Genomic DNA, 18,067 nt, shown 5'->3' on the forward strand with positions numbered 1-18,067 from the left:
GCAAGGATTAGCAGTCGGCAGTAAATATATGAAAGACCCCGCCACTAATAAGGATTTATTCGCAAATACCAATAGTGACTCCAGCAATACCGTCTGAAGGACCGGAATTTTTATCGTAACCGGGTCGTAAAGAAGCGCAAAAAGCCCTCTTTAACGCACCCTATTAACCTGAATTCGCCATTGTTCATAGAAGGGGGTCGCTTTGTCTGAGGATATCTACCGCGTGTTGAAAGCGTGCGCCGAAGATCCTGAGCGGAATCCTTCGGTACTACCGCTAGTTGTCCCCGGATGTGCGATTTTTACTCAAATCGAAGGTCTGCCTGATCTATGAGAGAAAATTGTGAAAGGGTTATTACTAACTGGGTGGACGAATACGGTTCTGGTCTGCGCCGCTACTTTGCCCCGCGGGTGAATATCGCTGATGTGGATGACTTGGTGCAGGAGGTTTTCTTTCACTTGCATCTACACATAAGGCAGCGTGAGACAAAGATCAACAATCCACAGAGTTATATCTTTACCATTGCCAGGAACCTATTGGTCAGTCGCAGTCGCTATAATAAGGCACGTCGTGGAAGTTTTCACGATTCACTGGAATGTGAAATGGAAACACCGGACTCTATTTCACCGGAACGTGCTGTGATTGGCATGCAGGAATATCACCGTGCAGTGAAGGCGATTGTAGGTTTGCCACCACGCGCACGTACAGCTTTTGAATTTCACCGCTTCGAGGAGATGACCTATCAGGACATCGCCGAACGTATGAATATCTCCAAAGAGTCCGTAAAAGAATTGATTCAACGCGCTCTGATACGGATCAGGAGTGCTATGGAAGATGAAGTTCAGTCCAAGAAAACAGATAATCATGTTCCCATATCCGCGTTAAGTGGAACTGCTGATTAATGCTTAATTTATCTTTGGTTTATTAGAAATCACATTAATATTATGGGCACCACGCAAATCGAAGAAGCTATTTGTAAGCATAAAACAATAAGCCCTGACAGACAGGTTTGGGGGATTCTACCGGAGGATTGGCGAAGAAAATCTGCTGAACGATATGAAAACTGCTATTCGATCGGATGCTTTGGTCGATGCAATAGAGCCTTTTACGATAATCTACGGGTGCTGGTAGTCATTAGCAGGTTGTTGAAAAAGACATCCTGCCTGTTTCAAAACACGAAAAGAGAAAAATGTAATTTTCACTTTTCTCTCAAAATCAGCGACTTTGGCATCGTCGATTTTGACGGAACATCCATATTCCTGTACCAGGCGTCGAAATTCTTCGAATTTCAACAGCCTGCCAGGATAATAGTCTGAAAGTCAACCGGGAAATTATTATTGACGCCATCACCAGTAATGCACCAAGCGCTACCAAGAACAGGAGGAGGAAATGTGATCTGGATCTGCGTTACACCACGAGTGGCGTTTAGTGTTATTCGGTACAAGGACTCAGATTGCTGGGAGCATAAAAAAGACGAAGCTGATTCACCATATCACGACCACATCTGCTGATGTTTACGAGTGAGTTGTACTTGGGGAACGCTGCACGATGGGTGGCGATATTTGTGCCTGGAGTGATTTAGTTTATGTAGGTAAGTGCGAACGTCAAGGTCAAATGCGTGCCAATGCGTAGCATAACTTTCTGGATGAAGCGAAAGCTTGTTCACCACGATGTGGTACAAAGCATAGACGAAGAACGCGCATCACCCCTTTGCATCCTGTGCATTGGTGAACTCTGTGATACTGAAATGGCGCTACCGGGGCAAAACCTGTGTGGCATGAAACCCATATTTCACCTGCCGCACAGCCACTGGGCAGTAATTCCCAGATTTGATTGGTTGATAAGGCTTCAATAGGGGTAAAAGTGGACGATAAAGGTGGAATAATTCGAAGAATTTGTTGATTCTATGCTCATGCAGCTTAGTTATACTGATCTCGATTAATTAGTTATTAGAGGATACCCGTTCAGCAGTTAATAAAGAATTTGGCGACATAATTTATGCATAACCTGCCAAAAATTGCTGTTTTGTAATAAAGCTTAAAAAACTGTTGTACTATGAACAGCCTATTCTTTGTTAGATCCTATCGTTGGAAAAATGACTAACAAGGGTAGCCTATAACTACTAAACTAGACAATCCAATAATAAAGGGGACTTCCTATATGATTTGCTCTAATTTTAGTAAAGGTCTGCTTGCAATGGCCATTAGTGGCCTGGTATCAACCACGGCTGTCTCAGAGGACTATACGACTGGAACATTGCGGGGAACGGTCCAAGATCAGTCTGGCAGCCCAGTCGCAAATGCGGAAGTGTTGATAACATCTGATAAGGGTGTTCGCCGTACGACTATTACGGATAGCGAAGGCAGTCTCCGTATTCCGCAGCTGCCAGTAGGCCAATATAAAATCTCTATTTCTCAAGATGGATACAATGCACTAACTGCTGAAAATGTTGCCATTCAAATTGGTAAGGCTGCCGCTTATACATTTACTATGGAATCCCTTGATAACACTATTGAGGAAGTTTACGTAACAGGTGTTAAACAGGGATCTTGGGACTTTAATTCAACTACTACTGGAATAACGGTGGATGTCGGTGAGATTTTTGCACGCACGCCGATTGCCCGTGATGCAACCTCAGTAGCATTATTGGCGCCAGGAACAAGTTCTGGTGACTCCGCATTCTCTACAGGTGTATACGGTGGATCCGGAAATGTCGCCTCCTTTGCAGGTTCCTCTGTTGGTGAGAATGTATACTATGTAAATGGTATGAATATCACGAATTTCCGAAATTTCGTTGGGGGATCGACCATTCCTTTTGAACTTTTTGATCAAATTGAAGTTAAAACGGGTGGTTACCAGGCAGAGTTTGGCCGCTCAACTGGGGGAGTGTTAAATGCGGTAACTAAATCTGGTTCAAATGATTTTCATTTTGGGGCAAATATGTTTTATGAACCAGAAAGTTTTTATGAAACATCCCCGGCGACCTATACCTCAGCGAACCAACATGATGAACGCAGTAAAGCGGATTACAATATCTGGGCTTCTGGGGCTATCATTGAGGATAAATTGTTTTTCTTCGGACTGTATAATCCTCGTGATATTCGCTCCTTTGACTGTTTTACCGGTAGTTGTGAAGAGGAGACTCAGACTGATCCATTCTATGCAGTTAAGTTAGACTATGTTCCCCTTGAGGGGCATCGTTTCGAATATACATTATTTTCAGATGATCAGACACGTAACGTAAAGACTTGGCGTTTTACTGATGCAGGCAACGACCGTATAGGAAGTGCCAGTTTGCTTGGTAGCGCACCGCTCACGGAGCTACAAGGTGAGCGCCTAGTAGACAGCAAGTATGTGAATGGCGGTGAAAATCAAATTTTCAAGTATACTGCTGCGTTAGCGGATTGGGTAACTATTTCGGCGCTGTATGGAGAAAACCAATATAGTCGTGAAAACTTTTCGGATTCAGAGCCTCCATTACTTCGTGATAGACGCAGTAGCACGCCTGGTATCAATGGGAGTACTTTCGATATTGGGTCCTGGTCTGTAGGTCTATTGGAGCGTGGTGAAGATGAGCGTAAAAATTATCGCTTTGACGCAGATTTTTATTTTGATGCTATGGGTGAACACCATATTCGCGTAGGAATGGATAAAGAGGACTTGAGTTCCAGTACCGAGGCCCATTACTCTGGTAATCTACGAGCGCGACTAGAATATAATGATGCTTATACCTCCGGCATGCGTTGGCGTACTCGCCAATATTATAATGAGGGGGCGTTCAATACTATTCAAACAGCTTTCTATTTACAGGATAGTTGGCAGGTGCTTGACAATCTGATTCTCAACTTGGGGATTAGAAATGAGACTTTCGATAACAGAAATATCGAAGGTGACACGTATGTAGAAATAAAGAATCAGTTAGCTCCAAGGCTAGGATTTTCCTGGGATCCATTCCGGGATGGAAATACCAGAGTCTTCGGTAGTTATGGTCATTATTATTTGCCTATAGCTTCCAACACTAATATGAGATTAGCAGGTCGGGAAACCTATTTCCAGGAGTATTTTGAAGCAGTTGACGCTGATGGCGATGGTGAGCCGGATTACGATGCAAACGGATTTCCTGTATTTGGTGCAGTGGAGCCAAGGCTCTATTTCGCCGATGGCACAATGCCTTTCGGCGATGCTACACACGACGCGGATCTTGACCCATTTTATCAGTCCGAATATATTCTAGGTTTTGAGCACACCTTCTTTGATGAGTGGACTTTTGGCATGCGATATATTCATCGTAATCTTGAAGGTCTGATTGAGGATGTAGCTATTGATGCTGCTGTCATCGAGTGGGCCAATGAAAATGGCTATGGAGACGATCCCGCTTTAGAAACCTACTCTGGGTTTCACCAGTATGTACTAATAAACCCTGGGAAAGATGTGCGTGTTGCATTAGTCGAAGATTTTGGTAACGACGGAATAATTGATTGGGCTGATTTATCTGCCGAGCAACTCGGATATCCGGAAGGAGAGAGAACTTATGATGCAATTGATCTGACTCTTGAACGGATCTGGGACGGTCAATGGTATTTGTCAGCTAATTATACCTGGTCTAAAAGTGAAGGAAATTACGAGGGCGCGGTTAAATCTGAAAACGGCCAAGACGATGCGGGTCTTACACAAGACTTTGATCAACCAGGCTTAACCGATGGTGCCTTTGGTCCATTACCAAATGATCGCCGGCACCGGTTGAAGGTACGGGGTGCCTATGCCATTAATGACCAACTGAGTATAGGCACAAATCTGAACGTTGAAGCTCCACGAAAAATGGGATGTGTAGGTGAACATCCGAGTGATTACTTCGCCTGGGCTTATGGGGCGGCTTCTTGGTACTGTGGAGGCGAACTGACTCCGCGAGGTTCTCAAATTGAAACCGACTGGAATAGCACAGTTGACCTTAGCCTGATGTGGTCTCCAGAACTTGGTGATATACTCGGTAATGGTGATCTAACTTTGCGTATGGATGTTTTTAATATTTTTAACTCCGATGCTGTTATCGATCGTCGTGAGTTTGGTGATGTTGGATTTTCTACAGATTTGCCTTTTGGTGGAACAGACTTACCCGAGCCTGACCTCGATTATGGAAAACCCACGAGATACCAAACACCTCGGCATGTGAGGCTTAGTGCTACTTATAATTTCTAGTATATTTAGACGCATGTAAAGTAGCTTAATTTAATTTATCAAAGCTGTGGCTGTGAAGTCGGCCACAGCTTTTTTGTTATAGAATTAAAATCAAAACTATAAATGTCTTTTGCGCTATTTATAAGTATATTATTTCTATTTTGGCAGATTATGCTAGTGATAAAAAATGTACAATCTTATTTCTGAATTTAATAAAGCTATAAAATTTCTTGAATCTGATGATTCAAATCAAGCTGAAAATATTTTACTGGAGCTTTACAGAAAGTCTCCAGGTAATAAGGGAATAGGGCGGGCATTGGGATTTGCCTATATGCAGTCTAATAAAATTGAGGAATTATTAAAACATTTATCTGAACTTGTAAATGCAACAGACCAAGACCCAATATGCATACTCGACTATGCTAAGGCTCTTAGATTAAATAGAAACTATGACCAGGCTATTCAACAACTTACAGAAGTACTGGCAAGGGTTGAAACACTTACACCTGGCTGGTTTCTTTTGGGAGATATCTTGGTTGAACATGAAAGATTCGAACAGGCCTGTAAAGTTTATAGAAAGGCAGAGTTAAACGATCCATTCAGTATTCAAATAGAACAAGTTAAAAAGTGTCTTCAATCTTCAGATTCCACAAAGGCTAAACGTATTCTGACACATATTTTAGAGCAAGATCCAAAACATATTGAAGCACTATCTGGTATGGCAGTATTAGCCATGCAAGCAGGAAAGAATATACAAGCAGAAAAGTACTTCAACGAGATATTGACGAGAACGACCTATTGGCCGACTCTACTTTTGGGATTGTCTCAGCTTTTTTTAACGACTTCGCGGGCCGAAGCGGCTAGTGAAACGTTGCGAACTTTGCTTAAGGTAAATCCACAGTCAGTTATAGCCTGGAATATGCTTGGAGCTGCAAGAGAACTGTTAATGCAACATGAGCAAGCCATATCTGCCTACCAACAATCATTAAAAATAAATTCTAATCAGCCTCAAGTTAACGTATCTATTGGCAACGTATATCGAATTATAGGAAATCGCTATTTGTGTGAACAGTTTTATAAATATGCGCTTAAATATGCAGGTGCTAATGGTGAAGCTTACTGGGCCTTGAGTAATTTAAAAGATTATATTTTTTCTGAATATGAATTTAATTTAATGGAAAAGGAATTTTTTGCAGCCAATAAATCTCTTCATCAAGCAGCCCCATTATCCTTCGCTTTTGCAAAAGCAGTTGAAGATCGCAAACAATACCAAAAAGCTTTCACCTTATACAAACAAGCTAACAACTTGCAAAAAATTTATTCTACATTTGACGTGGATACATATAATAAAGAAATTGATAGTTTAAAATGTATATTTGACAAAGAATTTATTTTTAGAAATAAAAGAAACAAAATTTTTCAAGTTAATCCAATTTTCATTGTTGGAATGCCCAGGTCAGGGTCAACACTTATCGAACAGATGCTTTCTAATCACTCTAAGATAGATGCTACGATGGAGTTGCCTTTTATTGGACAATATGTAAAAGAAATTAATGAAAAACTATCAAGTATTGGTGAATATCCGGAATCCCTACGTTATATAGAGCCAGATTTGTTTGATGATATGCTTGTTCGTTACGTCAAGGATTCTAAAGTATATACTAATGGCGCATTATATTTTATTGATAAAATGTCAAGTAATTTTGCACATGTAGGCCTAATAAAAATCTTGTTTCCATCAGCCAAGATAATTGACATGAGAAGACATCCAATGGATACTTGCTTGAGTATCTTCAAGCAGCGATTTATTCAGGGCCATTCCTATAGCTATGATCTTAATGATATAGCATGTTATTATATCGGGTACTGTTCGTTGATGAGCCATTGGCGTAATATATTCCAAGAACAAATCCAAACTGTATACTATGAAAATCTTGTCCACAGGCCAAATCATTCTATAAGAAACTTATTATTTCAGATCGGTTTGGATTTCGATTCTGAATGTCTTTATCCACAAAACAATAAGCGGCCAATTCGAACTGCAAGTTCTGAACAAGTGAGAAAGGGCTTATATAAAGATGGTATTTCTTATTGGCGGAATTTTAATACGGAACTTAAAGGATTAAAGAGTCACCTTAATTATTACATACAAGAATATGAAGAACAGTTACAATTGGAATAAATTTTTCTGTGGTCGACATGATATTTATTTAGTAAAAATCTGAAAAGTATTAATATTATTTATATAAAATTATGGATGTCAATTGTCTTGTAAAAAAAATATTAAATACGGTAGCTCATGGCGATCGAAAATATGCATTAACGTTACTTTATAGGCTAATAAATGATTGTAGGTTGACGGATAAATCAAAGCTATCAGTTGCCCGCATTGCTATAATGTTAGGTGAATTTTCTATAGGAAAATATTTAGCATCAAGTTATATAAGTTCTGAAGAAACGTTTAAAGACAAAATAATTGAAGCACTTTCTTTACTTGCTGAGTGTGGCGACTATACTAGTGCATTAAATTATATTCAAACCAAAAAATATATAGAAAATCAAACCACAAAAATTTTGCATTTTACTGGAACTATCTTACAACAATTGGGGCAGTATAAAATTGCTGAAAAGTATTTAGTCAAGGCACTCGACGCTTGTGATTCGTTAAATGGACCGACTTGGTTAACTTTATCAGCACAAATAGATTTTTCAAATAACGAATTATTTTTTGAAAAAATTATTAATTCAGAAAACAAAATTAAAAAATTAAATAATGAATATCAAGCTTCATATTTTTACGCCCTTGGAAAAGCATTATTAGACCGAAATCAATTTGATTCCGCATTTAATAAATTTAATGTAGCCTCAAAGTTGTCTAATAAATTAGTTCCTATTAAAAAGCAGAATGAGGCTGAATACATAGATAAGCTAATTTTAAATTATGCTGATAATACATTTCTTCCGGACTTCCAAGAAGTGTCAGTACCAAAAAATCCTATCTTCATAATTGGACTTCCTAGATCTGGGACTACTCTTCTTGAGCAAATTTTGGTAACCCACAATGAAATCAATACTGGAGGAGAGTTTGGCGGCATACGTATCGCGACTTTGCATCTCGGCAAAGCATCAGACATAAGCTCTCAAAGGATTAAACAACTGAATTCAACTAATACAAAATTAAGAACGATAACTCAAATATATACTCATGTAACTAAAGAAAGATTTAATTCTTATTGTGGAATTGTTGATAAGTCGATAAATAATATCTATTACTTGGGCATTATTGCGGCCGCTTTTCCAAAATCTCCGATTATTATGATAAAGAGAAATCCTGCTGATGTCGCATGGTCCTGCTTTCGCACCTGTTTCAATCAAGGTATGGCCTGGAGTAACTCTTTACATGATATCGCTGAACATTTCAATAATATTGATCGCTTAACGACTCATTGGCTAAACCTTATTGGAAATCGAGTCTTAGAAGTAAGCTATGAGAACCTGATCGTCGATCCTTTGAAAGAAATATCAGCTATTTTAATGGCATGTGGCCTTGAGATGGATAACAATGTACTCAGATTCTATGAAAATAATAGGGTTATAACAACCTCTAGTACTGTTCAGGTAAGAAAACCTCTTTATACTTCTTCAATTGCATCACATGAATCTGTAGCACATAGAATGCATGATTTTTTTAATGTATATAAGGGGTGAAATACATATACCGCGGTTTCGGAAAATAAGTTCAATTGGATAAGTTGAGGCGGCAGCTGGTAGGCTCGCACTTCTTCCAACTACGAGATAAAGCGGTGATGAGTTGCCGCCAGCTGAACAAAGAAGAAAGATACCAGATTTACGTATTATTAAACGCAGAGCATAATCAGAGGAAGCTTGCGGATTTGTTGACATACTCACGTTCAACGATCAGTCGGAAATTGAAGCGAAATAGTGGCTTGATAAGTTATAGGTCAGCCCAGGCACAGCGCTTCAGTGATACTCGAAGAACAGAGGCTCACAAGGAAGTCACGGATGAAGAGGTGCAAGCGGTGATGAATCGACTCAACGATCGTCCGAGAAAGACGAGGGGTTGTCGATCGCCAAACTAACTATTGATGGGGCAGCGAGCAGATTTACTCGCTACGTAACGAAATTGCAGTTATTACTTGAAACCGCGATCAATTATTTTTGCCCTATCCCGAAGTAAGTTAACTATTTCCGATCGTCATTCTTATAAGGGTTTTATCTTTTTTGAAAAAATGATGGTATAGTGCTGCTGCTACATGTGCCAAGATCAGAAGCCATACAATCCATTCACCAAATAGGTTTGTATGGATGAAATCAATTGGCTGTTCAAATTCTTCGAAAGAAATTCCCATTCCTTGAGTCACTAGAACCTCATACAGCTTGGTGGTTTCAAACTTTGGGATATCGAACAGGAAGAAATATTCTGTATCTACGGAGGTGCCTATATATCCTGTAATAGGCATAATAATCATGATCGCATATAAGGCATAATGGCCGACGTGGGTAGCCAGGTGTTCAAGCCTGGTGCCCGGCTCTAAATCCGGAGTTTTGTTAGTCATACGCCAAAGAATTCTTAGGGCTATAAAAGCTGCTAAGGTTATGCCAATTGACAGGTGGAGCTGAAGTGCAATCCAGTTTTCCGGGGTTTCTTCCGCTGTAAACCAGTGCCGGTAATAGACGCTCACATAGGAACCAAGAAAAAATATAGCGATTGTCCAGTGTAACCACTTCGCAATCGAACCGTAACTATTTGCTGTATTTCTAGTGTCCATTAAATCCTCCTTGATTTTAAAGTACTGTCACAACTATATAAAAACTACCGTTGTTGATATATTACTATTTGGCTATTTAATTTGATTTTAGAATGGCTCGCTCTAATAGGAAAAAAAGGTCCTCAAAATCTTTTTTTATGTTTTTATTGCCCCATTCATCGGAATGAATGGGATGGTGGTAGCGATAGGTGGCATGAAACAGACATCTGGCTGTGATAGCACAATCTTTTATTTCGAAGGAGCCATCTTCTACGCCATCTAAAAGTATTTTTTCCACTTGCTGTATCATCAGTTCTAGATGTTCGAATATAATATGCTTGGGAATAGTTTGCGCAAGTAAAGCATAAGATGCAAACATTTCAGGATCTTCAGTGGCTTTTTCTCGCTTTATATCCATCAGCGCTTTAAACCAATCGTGCAGTCGTTTCTTTGGGCTGGAGGTTTTATTTGAAATTTCTGCCAACGGTACCATGGCTCTCTCCAGCCAGCGGCTGGTGATGGCCTCGTGAAGTGCGGATTTTGTATCGAAATGTCTATAGACAGCGCCATGACTGACGTTTAGTGAGCGGGCGATGTCCACGACAGTAATTTTTCGCGGCCCAAACTTTCGTAACACATCTTCAGCAGCATCTAATATTTTTTCCCGTGTAAGTATTTTTTTAACCATTTCAAACTATTTCCGAATCGCCTTTTCACATAAGTCCCAATCGTTTTGGGTTGGCAGTTGATAATTCCAGTAGGGGGTCTGGCCATCTGTAAATGAATAGAGGGCTCCCGCAAAACTGCTTCCTCTAATCAGATCTTTATCAGCGGGCCCTATGGATCGATGGCCAGGAGATCCCTTGCCAGCCGACTGAATAAGTGTTTTAGGCCATAGTTCAGACGTGGTCGCCGGATATTTTTGTGGCTTATTGGTCACTTAGGCTGCCTTTCCGATTTGTTTTGCTGCGGTGCTTAATTTAGTGGTCAGGGCTCCTGAACACAAATCAACAGGTGCCGGACCTGGGCTGGCTTTGACCGGTATTTCCAGGGGCTACCGGAGTGCCTGCGCCTCCGCTTCGAAACTGGGACTGCCCCATTCATTCCGGGCAGATACTTGCTTCATCCCTTCAGATGGCCTTCCTTGACCAGCAGATAAGTAACAAGTATTGTTAATTGTCACTCCAATGTCAATCGGATAGACTGCATTGAGTGATCGGCGCGGCAGCTGCCGGCGTAGGTTGTTGCGGAGTCCGCCTTACGGAGTGAACGGAGTAAGTTAATGTCTATTGATCTCACGGCCAGAGCCCCTGCTTCCAGCGGTTCTGGCCGCCTTCTCGCCTGTATCCTTGGCCAGAAGAGAAAAAATCGTCGCTGCCCCGGGATGCCGCGCCTCCAAGGCAAGAGGGCACTTGTTACTGGGGGAGCCGCGGGTGTGGGTGAGTATGTTTCGCGGGGACTGCTGGAGCGTGGAGCCGAGGTGATTACCCTGGCCCGGGGTCTTTCACAGGGTAGCGGTACGATACCGGAGGCTGAAGCCCTGAACACGGACCTGGCGGATCCCGCTAGTATCATCACCGCCGTTGATAGTTTGGGCGATATGCCCTTTGACCTGGTGATATGCAATGCTGGTCTGGTGTTGCAAAGCCCTGAGTCCACGGTAACCGGGGTGGAAAAGACTTTTGGCGTCAATGTTCTGGGCCACCACCTGTTGTACCGGCTGCTGATCGAGCGGGATTTATTGACAAAAAACGCCAGGGTCGTATTGACCACCGGTGAGGCTTATGTCCTGGCAGAGGACTGCTCTGCTGATGCTCCCTTTGATTCCACACAGAAAGCCTATGCCCGCAGTAAACTGGGGAACCTCTGGCAAGTTGCAGAACTGAAAAACCGCTATCCGCAGCTTCATCCGATCGCTGTTCATCCGGGTGTGGTTGCGAGTGGCCTCGGGGGGGCCAAAACCGGCTTTCTGGCCCGCTTGAGAAGTCTACTTCTGATTTCCGAGGAGGCTGGCGCTCAAGCTTCGCTGATAGGTGCGACTCAGGATCTGCCCCGTGGTGCTTACTGGCATAACACCCTGGGCCTTGTGGAGTTTCGAGCGGACGACCCGGCCCTCGATGCCAAGGGCTCAGCACACCTTTGGAATCAGCTGGAGACCCTTGCGGCTCCTTTTCTGGCTCAATCTGAGCGGACTGCCTCCTCGACAAAAGTATTACGAAGCAGGTCCTGCTGATATGAAAATAATTGTGATTCCAGTGGCTGTCATTCTATTGGCGCTTGCTATCTTACTGGTCTCGTGTGCCACGAGTTATGCGGATAAGAGAAATAGGTCTCCAAATTTCCAGGGTGGCGAATTCAAAAATACAAACCCTATCAAAATGCATTCTTTCTGGAAAATAGCATGGACGGCTCTGACTACTGATATTGACCGAGCTGCCTGGCCCAAATGGGTTGATACCAAGGCTGATAACGCTCCCCGAGCACTGGTTCGCGACGGTGATATTCGTATCACTTTTATCAATCACGCGACCTTTCTTATTCAAGCGGGGGGCTTCAACATATTGACCGATCCGGTTTTTTCACAGCGAACCAGCCCGGTTTCTTTTGCCGGGCCGAAGCGCGTTCATAAGCCGGGTATAGAGATGGACGAATTGCCCTCTGTGGATGTCATTATCATCAGCCATGATCACTATGACCACTTGGATTTGGATTCGGTTAACCAGTTGATGAAAAGAGACAACCCCAGGGTATACCTGGGGCTTGGTGTCGGGCGTCGCCTGGCAGCTTCTGGAAATGTGGTTGAGATGGACTGGTGGGAAAGTGCTCAGGTTGCAGAGAACTTCGAGCTCTGGTTCCTGGACGTGCAGCATTTTTCCGGCCGGTCACTAACGGATCGAAACTCGACGCTATGGGGCGGCTTTCTTTTGCAACTTGGGGACAAGAAAATCTATTTTGGCGGTGACAGCGGTTATGCCGACCACTACAAACGTACCTACGAGCGTTTTGGCCCAGTGGACATCGCGTTTCTGCCCATAGGGGCTTATGCCCCCAGAAGCATGTTCAAGTCGGTCCACCTGGATCCTTTTGAGGCGGTGCAGGCACATATCGATTTGCAGGCTGACCTGTCGATTGGTATGCATTACGGCACCTTCCAGATCAGCGCGGAATCGCGCAGGGAGCCCATTGAGCTGCTTGAGCAGGCCAGGCGACAAGCTAATGTGGATTCCTCGGCCTTTATAACCCTGGAGGTTGGAACGCCGTTTGAATTAACCACCAGCAATGAAGCTGCGGCAGTAAGTTTTTGATGGTTAGTTTTGGCTAATGTTTTCCTGTGGGAGCAGATCAGGGAGAGAGGTGCGGGACCATCGGCAAGGTACTGATATCGGTAGGCCTTGCTGGAACAGTTTGGCTCAATCCACTTGGTAATTGGTACTACTAATTGTATTCACTCTGTGCTTACTAACAAGAAATAGTTTCCATATGACCGAAACTGCTGCTGGATGTATGTGTTGTGAGTGGGAGGGCTCTGATCTGCTGGAGGTCGCGCAGTTCAACCCGGATTTTTCCCACCGGCTCAGATGCTGTGTTTATAATCGAGGGGAGAGACAATGACAGACATAGATACGGATAAAGCTATGCGTTTTCTCATATTCATGGTTTTAGGGTTGGTGGGGCTGTCGACAGGATGCTCCTCGCCGTCACCACAGACACTGGTGCAGTCAGCTCTTGCGGGTACGCACCTGGGCTGGCAGCAGGCGCCGGAAAACCAGTTGTCCTTCTCACTGGCCACAGCGACGGGTATTGCGCGTGTGGCGCTTCGTCCTCTGCCACCGAATCTGGAGGTGCTCACTCTCAGTCTGCCGGGTATGGATGCGGTTGAAGGTGTGCAATGGCGGGGAGAGGACGGCAATGAGGCGATGCTGCTGAATAACGGTCGCGGTGAGGACGGGGTGCTTTTGCAACAGCTCCGCCGGGGATTTCGTTTGCAGATTTCGGGCGGGGCGTTGGAATTGGTGCGTGGGGGAGGCCAGCTCACCGTAATCGACCGCTATCGCAACTGAATATTATTAGTGTCAACAGGCCCTAACCCGACAACTCAAGAAGTTGCCGCGTTAATCACGGGCCGGGGATACGTCGCTGTCCCCCTGTGCGAAATCCAGCTGCTTTGGCCTGATCAGGTACAGTTTTGGCCAGAACTTCCCGGTTATCCAAAGCCCTTTGCGCTGTTCGTCCCAGGCTATGCCATTGGCCACTACGTCCGGATGCCTGGACGGGGGTGCCAGTGCGGAGATATCCAACTGGGCCCTGACCAGCCCCGTTTGAGGGTCTATGGCAATAATGCGGGTATCCTGCCAGATGTTGGCCCAGATCAGCCCCCGGGCAAACTCCAGTTCATTGAGTTGACTCCACTGCCGGCCGCCGCCGCGGACCTTCAGCCGACGCTTGATAGCGAAGGTCTGCGGATCCCGGAATGTCAGCTCGTCGCTGCCATTGCTCATGATCAGATCCCTGCCGTCACTGGTCAGACCCCAGCCTTCCCCCGCATAGTGGCGAACCCCAAGGGGGGTCAGATCCTCACGGCGGAACAGCAACAGTTCACCGGCCCGGTAGGTCAACAGATAGACCTTATTACCCAGTACCGTGAGACCCTCTGCGAAACGGTCTTCGGCCAGCCACTTCCGTCTTAGGGGATTGGCGGTGGGGTCGGTATACTCGGCAATCCAGGAACGGCCGTAGAGGCCACTGCTCTCCCACCAGCGTGCGCCATCGAAAAACAGGCCCTGGGTAAAATGATCGGCCGGGCGGTTGCGCTCGGCGATGATCTCGAAAGGGGTATCAGTCAGACCGCTGTCGGCCCAGGCCGCCGCGACCTGCAGTCCCAGCAGGGCGAGCAGCGCACAGCGCAGATTATTGAACTCGGATAAAAGTAGGCGCGATGACCCGAATAAAGACATTTATTACCCTGACGTTGCTGGGGGGGCTGGCGGTGGTGCTGCCCATTGCCATTTTCATTTTGTTGTTCCAATGGCTGTTTGGCCAGGTCAGTGAACTGGTTGCACCTGCGGTTCACTGGCTGGAATCCCACAGCCGGGTCAAGGATACCTTTGCCCGGCTGCTGGTGATAGTGCTGATCTTGGGGGGATGCTTCGCCATCGGCCTGCTGGTCAAGACCGGTACAGGCCGCTGGCTGCACAGGCACATGGATCACTGGCTGGGCCGGCTGGCGCCGGGATACAGCACTATCAGAGAGCTGGTGGTGCAGTTTATTGGCGGTACTGGCGACAGTGTGCTGTCCGGGCCAGTGGCGCGGGTCAGGATTTTGGGTGCCGACAATCCCCTCTCGGTGACGGCGATAGTCACTTCGCGCCACGAGAATGGCGATTTCACCGTCTATGTACCCACGGCGCCGGTGCCAACCTCCGGTTTTGTCTATCACGTCAGCGCCGACTGTGTAGAAATATTGCCGCAGGTCACGGTGGAGGCGGCAATGAAGTCGGTGATTGCTTGCGGCGCCGGCAGTAATCTTTTATTGAAACCGGGTCGCGAATCAGGCGTGTAGCTGCTTGATTTGTCGTGGAGGGCTTTTCAACAAACCGCCAGACCTCAGGACCTGTGCCTGCCCAGCGCGCGCACGGCGAAACGCGCCGGGTGGAGGGCCTTGACCAGTGCGCTGTCCACCGGCGGCGCACCGCCATCGATCCACGCTGCCACCAGTTCCGCCGCCAGTGGTGCGTAGGTAAAACCGCGGGAACCCAGGCCGGCGAGAACGAATAGCCCGCGCTGATAGTGGGTGCGGGTGGGGATCAGGGCTTTGCGGTTTTGGCGCAGGTGGGCATAGGTTTCGGCCAGCGCTTCCCAGTCCGGCACCGGGCCGGCGATAGGCAGGTAGTCCGGGGTCGCCGCGCGCACCGCAGCGCGACCGGTAACTTCCCGCCCGGTGAGTTCGGCGGCCAGGTCCGGGTGCAGCCCTTTCAGCACGGCGAGGTTTTCCCCGTGTTCCGCCTGGCGCAGGTCGGTGGAGCTGTCTTTGAGCTTGAAGGTGGCGCCAAAACTCTGCCGGCCACGATAGGCGGGGGTTAGATAGCAGTCCGCGCACAGGACTGTGTGCACCTCGGCAGCGGCTGCGTCGGCAATACTGACCTGGCCGCGAATGGGCTGCAGCGGCAGCGGGGCTGTCTGGTGCAGCTGGCGCAGACCGGTGGCGCTGCAGACGATCACCGCATCCCAACCGCTGGTCCCCTGGTCGGTTTCCAGGTTCCAGGTGTCGCCGCTCTGTGCCAGGGACTGAACGCTGGTGTTGCAGTGTACCCGCACCTTGTCGTGCTGCAGCAGCAGGCCACACAGGATACGCGGTTGCAACCAGCCGCACATGGGGAAAAACAGCCCCGGACAACCCAGTTCAATACCTGCCAGTGCACTGGCTTCGCGGGCGTTCACCGGCCTCGCCAGTGTCTGCCCCCGATAGGCAGCGAGCCGCTCAGCAACCTGCCGCTGCAATATTTGTTCACGGTCGCTGCGGGCCAGTTGCAGCAGCCCGCAGCTATGCAGGGCGGTGGGGCAGCGGTCGCGGTAGTAGCGCTGGGCGAACATCAGCGCGTGCAGATTGAAGTCGCCGTTGGGGCCTGGCTGCGGCGACAGCTTGGCATACAGAATACCCTGTTCATTGCCCGAGGCCCCGTGCCCGGGTTGGGGGCCGCACTCGAAGACTTCCACTCTGCAGCCGCGTTCTGCCAGAGCGCGGGCGCAGGCGGCACCTGCAATCCCGGCGCCGACCACGGCTACTTTTATTCCACTGCCCAGGGGCGGGTAGTCCGGCTGGTGCCATGGAGTGTTGCTGAAGGACTCTCCCGGCGGCTTTTCCCCAGCTTTCAGCTGGCCGCGCAACATGTCCCGTTTGCGACCAAATCCCGCTACTTTCTGTACCGCGAAACCCGTATCCTGCAGGCCGCGTTTAACCGAGCCGGCGCTGGTGAAGGTGGCAAAACTGGCCCCGGGTTTGCTGAGTTCAGCGATTTGGCGGAACAGCTCCGGGGTCCACATGGCGGGATTTTTGGCCGGCGCGAAACCGTCCAGAAACCAGGCATCGACAGAGGCGTCGTAGGCCGGGTGTTCGGTGCGCAGGGCGGCGAAGGCCGCGCTGGCGTCGCCGATGACGAAGGTCAGGCTGATGCTGTCGAAGTGTAAACGGTGTACTCCGGGAGCCAGCAGGGGGGGATACTGCTCGCGCAGGCGTTCGGCGTACTCCTGCAGCTGTGGCCAGAGGTCCAAAGCGCGGTCCAGATCCCGCGGGTGCAGAGGATATTTTTCCACCGAGACGAAGTGCAGGCGAGCACCGGCGGGCGCCGTTTCATGCCACAGGGCGCAAGCGGCGAGGAAGTTCAGCCCGGTGCCAAACCCGGTTTCGCCGATGGTGAATGTGGCCCCGCCGGCCAACGAGCGCCAGCGTGCGGGCAGGTCATTTTGCTGTAAAAAGACATAGCGGGTCTCCGCCAGGCCGGAAGCACTGGAAAAGTAGACATCGCCAAAGGTGCGGGATACCGGCTGGCTGTCTTGGCGCCACTCCACCTGCGCCTGGTGGTCGTCGCTGTTCACTGCCGCAGACCAAACTCTGCCATGACCTGCGCGCACCAGCGGGAGATACGCGCATCGCTCAGCTCAAATTCGTTTTCCTCGTCCAGGGCCAGTCCCACAAAGTGGCCGCCGTCCTCAGTCAGTCCCTTGGACTCTTCAAACTTATAGTCCTCCGCGGGCCAGTAGCCCACGGCTCTGGCTCCCAGCGCAACTACTTGCGCGTGCAGATAACCCAGGGCGTCCTGGAACCACTGCGGATAGCCTTCCTGGTCCCCGAGGCCAAAGAGGGCCACGGTTTTGCCGCGCAGGTCGAGCCCGGCCAGGTCTTCCCAGATGGACTCCCAGTCCTCCTGTAGTTCGCCATAGTCCCAGGTAGGTATGCCGAAGATCAGGAAGTCGTACTGCAGTACGAGGGAGATGGGGTCCGTGGCGACATTGTGGAGCTGGATCCAATCGGGGCCTATGCACTGGCGAATCTTTTCCGCCGCCATTTCCGTGTAACAGGTGCTGGAGCCGTAAAAGAGTCCTATCCGGGCGCTGTTCATGGTCACTG

At 47.4% G+C, this 18,067-nt stretch carries 14 protein-coding genes; 9 read left to right on the forward strand and 5 right to left on the reverse strand.

The annotated features are described in order from the left end of the window. The first annotated feature begins 327 nt into the window (after positions 1–327). The 5 genes from ABVT36_RS04485 to ABVT36_RS04505 all read left to right on the forward strand — a co-directional run bounded on the left by ABVT36_RS04485 (position 328) and on the right by ABVT36_RS04505 (position 9,273). Complete coding sequence (locus tag ABVT36_RS04485; RefSeq protein ID WP_367150872.1) at positions 328–900, forward strand: RNA polymerase sigma factor; 573 nt, start codon at positions 328–330, stop codon at positions 898–900. A gap of 1,258 nt (positions 901–2,158) precedes the next feature. Next, positions 2,159–5,194: a TonB-dependent receptor gene (locus ABVT36_RS04490; RefSeq protein ID WP_368455466.1), complete on the forward strand. Its 3,036-nt coding sequence runs from the start codon at positions 2,159–2,161 to the stop codon at positions 5,192–5,194. Between the two features lie 166 nt (positions 5,195–5,360). Next, on the forward strand, positions 5,361–7,355 hold the full coding sequence (locus tag ABVT36_RS04495; protein ID WP_368455467.1) for a sulfotransferase: 1,995 nt from the start codon (positions 5,361–5,363) through the stop codon (positions 7,353–7,355). 71 nt (positions 7,356–7,426) lie between these two features. Next, complete coding sequence (locus ABVT36_RS04500; RefSeq protein ID WP_368455468.1) at positions 7,427–8,881, forward strand: sulfotransferase; 1,455 nt, start codon at positions 7,427–7,429, stop codon at positions 8,879–8,881. Between the two features lie 98 nt (positions 8,882–8,979). Beyond that, positions 8,980–9,273: a helix-turn-helix domain-containing protein gene (locus ABVT36_RS04505; protein WP_368455713.1), complete on the forward strand. Its 294-nt coding sequence runs from the start codon at positions 8,980–8,982 to the stop codon at positions 9,271–9,273. 99 nt (positions 9,274–9,372) lie between these two features. Here ABVT36_RS04505 and ABVT36_RS04510 read toward each other — a convergent pair whose 3' ends face one another. Further along, positions 9,373–9,963 carry a cytochrome b gene (locus ABVT36_RS04510; protein ID WP_368455469.1) on the reverse strand — a complete coding sequence of 197 codons (591 nt, stop codon included), beginning with the start codon at positions 9,961–9,963 and terminating at the stop codon, positions 9,373–9,375. A 76-nt stretch (positions 9,964–10,039) separates the two neighbouring features. After that, the gene (locus ABVT36_RS04515) at positions 10,040–10,630 is read right to left on the reverse strand and encodes a TetR family transcriptional regulator (RefSeq protein ID WP_368455470.1); all 591 of its coding nucleotides are present in this window, start codon (positions 10,628–10,630) and stop codon (positions 10,040–10,042) included. A 696-nt stretch (positions 10,631–11,326) separates the two neighbouring features. On the opposite strand from ABVT36_RS04515, the gene ABVT36_RS04520 reads away from it, so the two are divergent. The 3 genes from ABVT36_RS04520 (at position 11,327) to ABVT36_RS04530 (ending at position 14,003) form a co-directional block, all read left to right on the forward strand. After that, positions 11,327–12,175, forward strand: a complete 849-nt coding sequence (locus ABVT36_RS04520) for an SDR family NAD(P)-dependent oxidoreductase (protein WP_368455471.1) — start codon at positions 11,327–11,329, stop codon at positions 12,173–12,175. A 1-nt stretch (position 12,176) separates the two neighbouring features. Continuing rightward, positions 12,177–13,247, forward strand: a complete 1,071-nt coding sequence (locus ABVT36_RS04525) for an MBL fold metallo-hydrolase (RefSeq protein WP_368455472.1) — start codon at positions 12,177–12,179, stop codon at positions 13,245–13,247. Between the two features lie 303 nt (positions 13,248–13,550). Next, on the forward strand, positions 13,551–14,003 hold the full coding sequence (locus ABVT36_RS04530; RefSeq protein ID WP_368455473.1) for a hypothetical protein: 453 nt from the start codon (positions 13,551–13,553) through the stop codon (positions 14,001–14,003). 51 nt (positions 14,004–14,054) lie between these two features. Here ABVT36_RS04530 and ABVT36_RS04535 read toward each other — a convergent pair whose 3' ends face one another. Further along, positions 14,055–14,897 carry a glutaminyl-peptide cyclotransferase gene (locus tag ABVT36_RS04535; RefSeq protein WP_368455474.1) on the reverse strand — a complete coding sequence of 281 codons (843 nt, stop codon included), beginning with the start codon at positions 14,895–14,897 and terminating at the stop codon, positions 14,055–14,057. On the opposite strand from ABVT36_RS04535, the gene ABVT36_RS04540 reads away from it, so the two are divergent. Then, positions 14,879–15,502, forward strand: a complete 624-nt coding sequence (locus ABVT36_RS04540; protein ID WP_368455475.1) for a DUF502 domain-containing protein — start codon at positions 14,879–14,881, stop codon at positions 15,500–15,502. The two genes, ABVT36_RS04535 and ABVT36_RS04540, sit on opposite strands and share 19 nt — an antisense overlap. A gap of 44 nt (positions 15,503–15,546) precedes the next feature. On the opposite strand, the gene mnmC is transcribed toward ABVT36_RS04540, so the two are convergent. Together mnmC and fldB are read right to left on the reverse strand one after the other, a co-directional pair. Beyond that, entirely contained in the window at positions 15,547–17,535 is a 1,989-nt protein-coding gene (gene mnmC, locus ABVT36_RS04545) for a bifunctional tRNA (5-methylaminomethyl-2-thiouridine)(34)-methyltransferase MnmD/FAD-dependent 5-carboxymethylaminomethyl-2-thiouridine(34) oxidoreductase MnmC (RefSeq protein WP_368455476.1), read from the reverse strand. Beyond that, positions 17,532–18,059, reverse strand: coding sequence for a flavodoxin FldB (gene fldB, locus ABVT36_RS04550; protein ID WP_368455478.1), 528 nt, complete (start codon positions 18,057–18,059; stop codon positions 17,532–17,534). The genes mnmC and fldB overlap by 4 nt, the downstream gene beginning before the upstream one ends. Between the last annotated feature and the right edge of the window lie 8 nt (positions 18,060–18,067).

Source organism: Microbulbifer sp. TYP-18 (assembly GCF_040932045.1).
In the GTDB taxonomy this organism is placed as follows: Bacteria; Pseudomonadota; Gammaproteobacteria; order Pseudomonadales; family Cellvibrionaceae; genus Microbulbifer.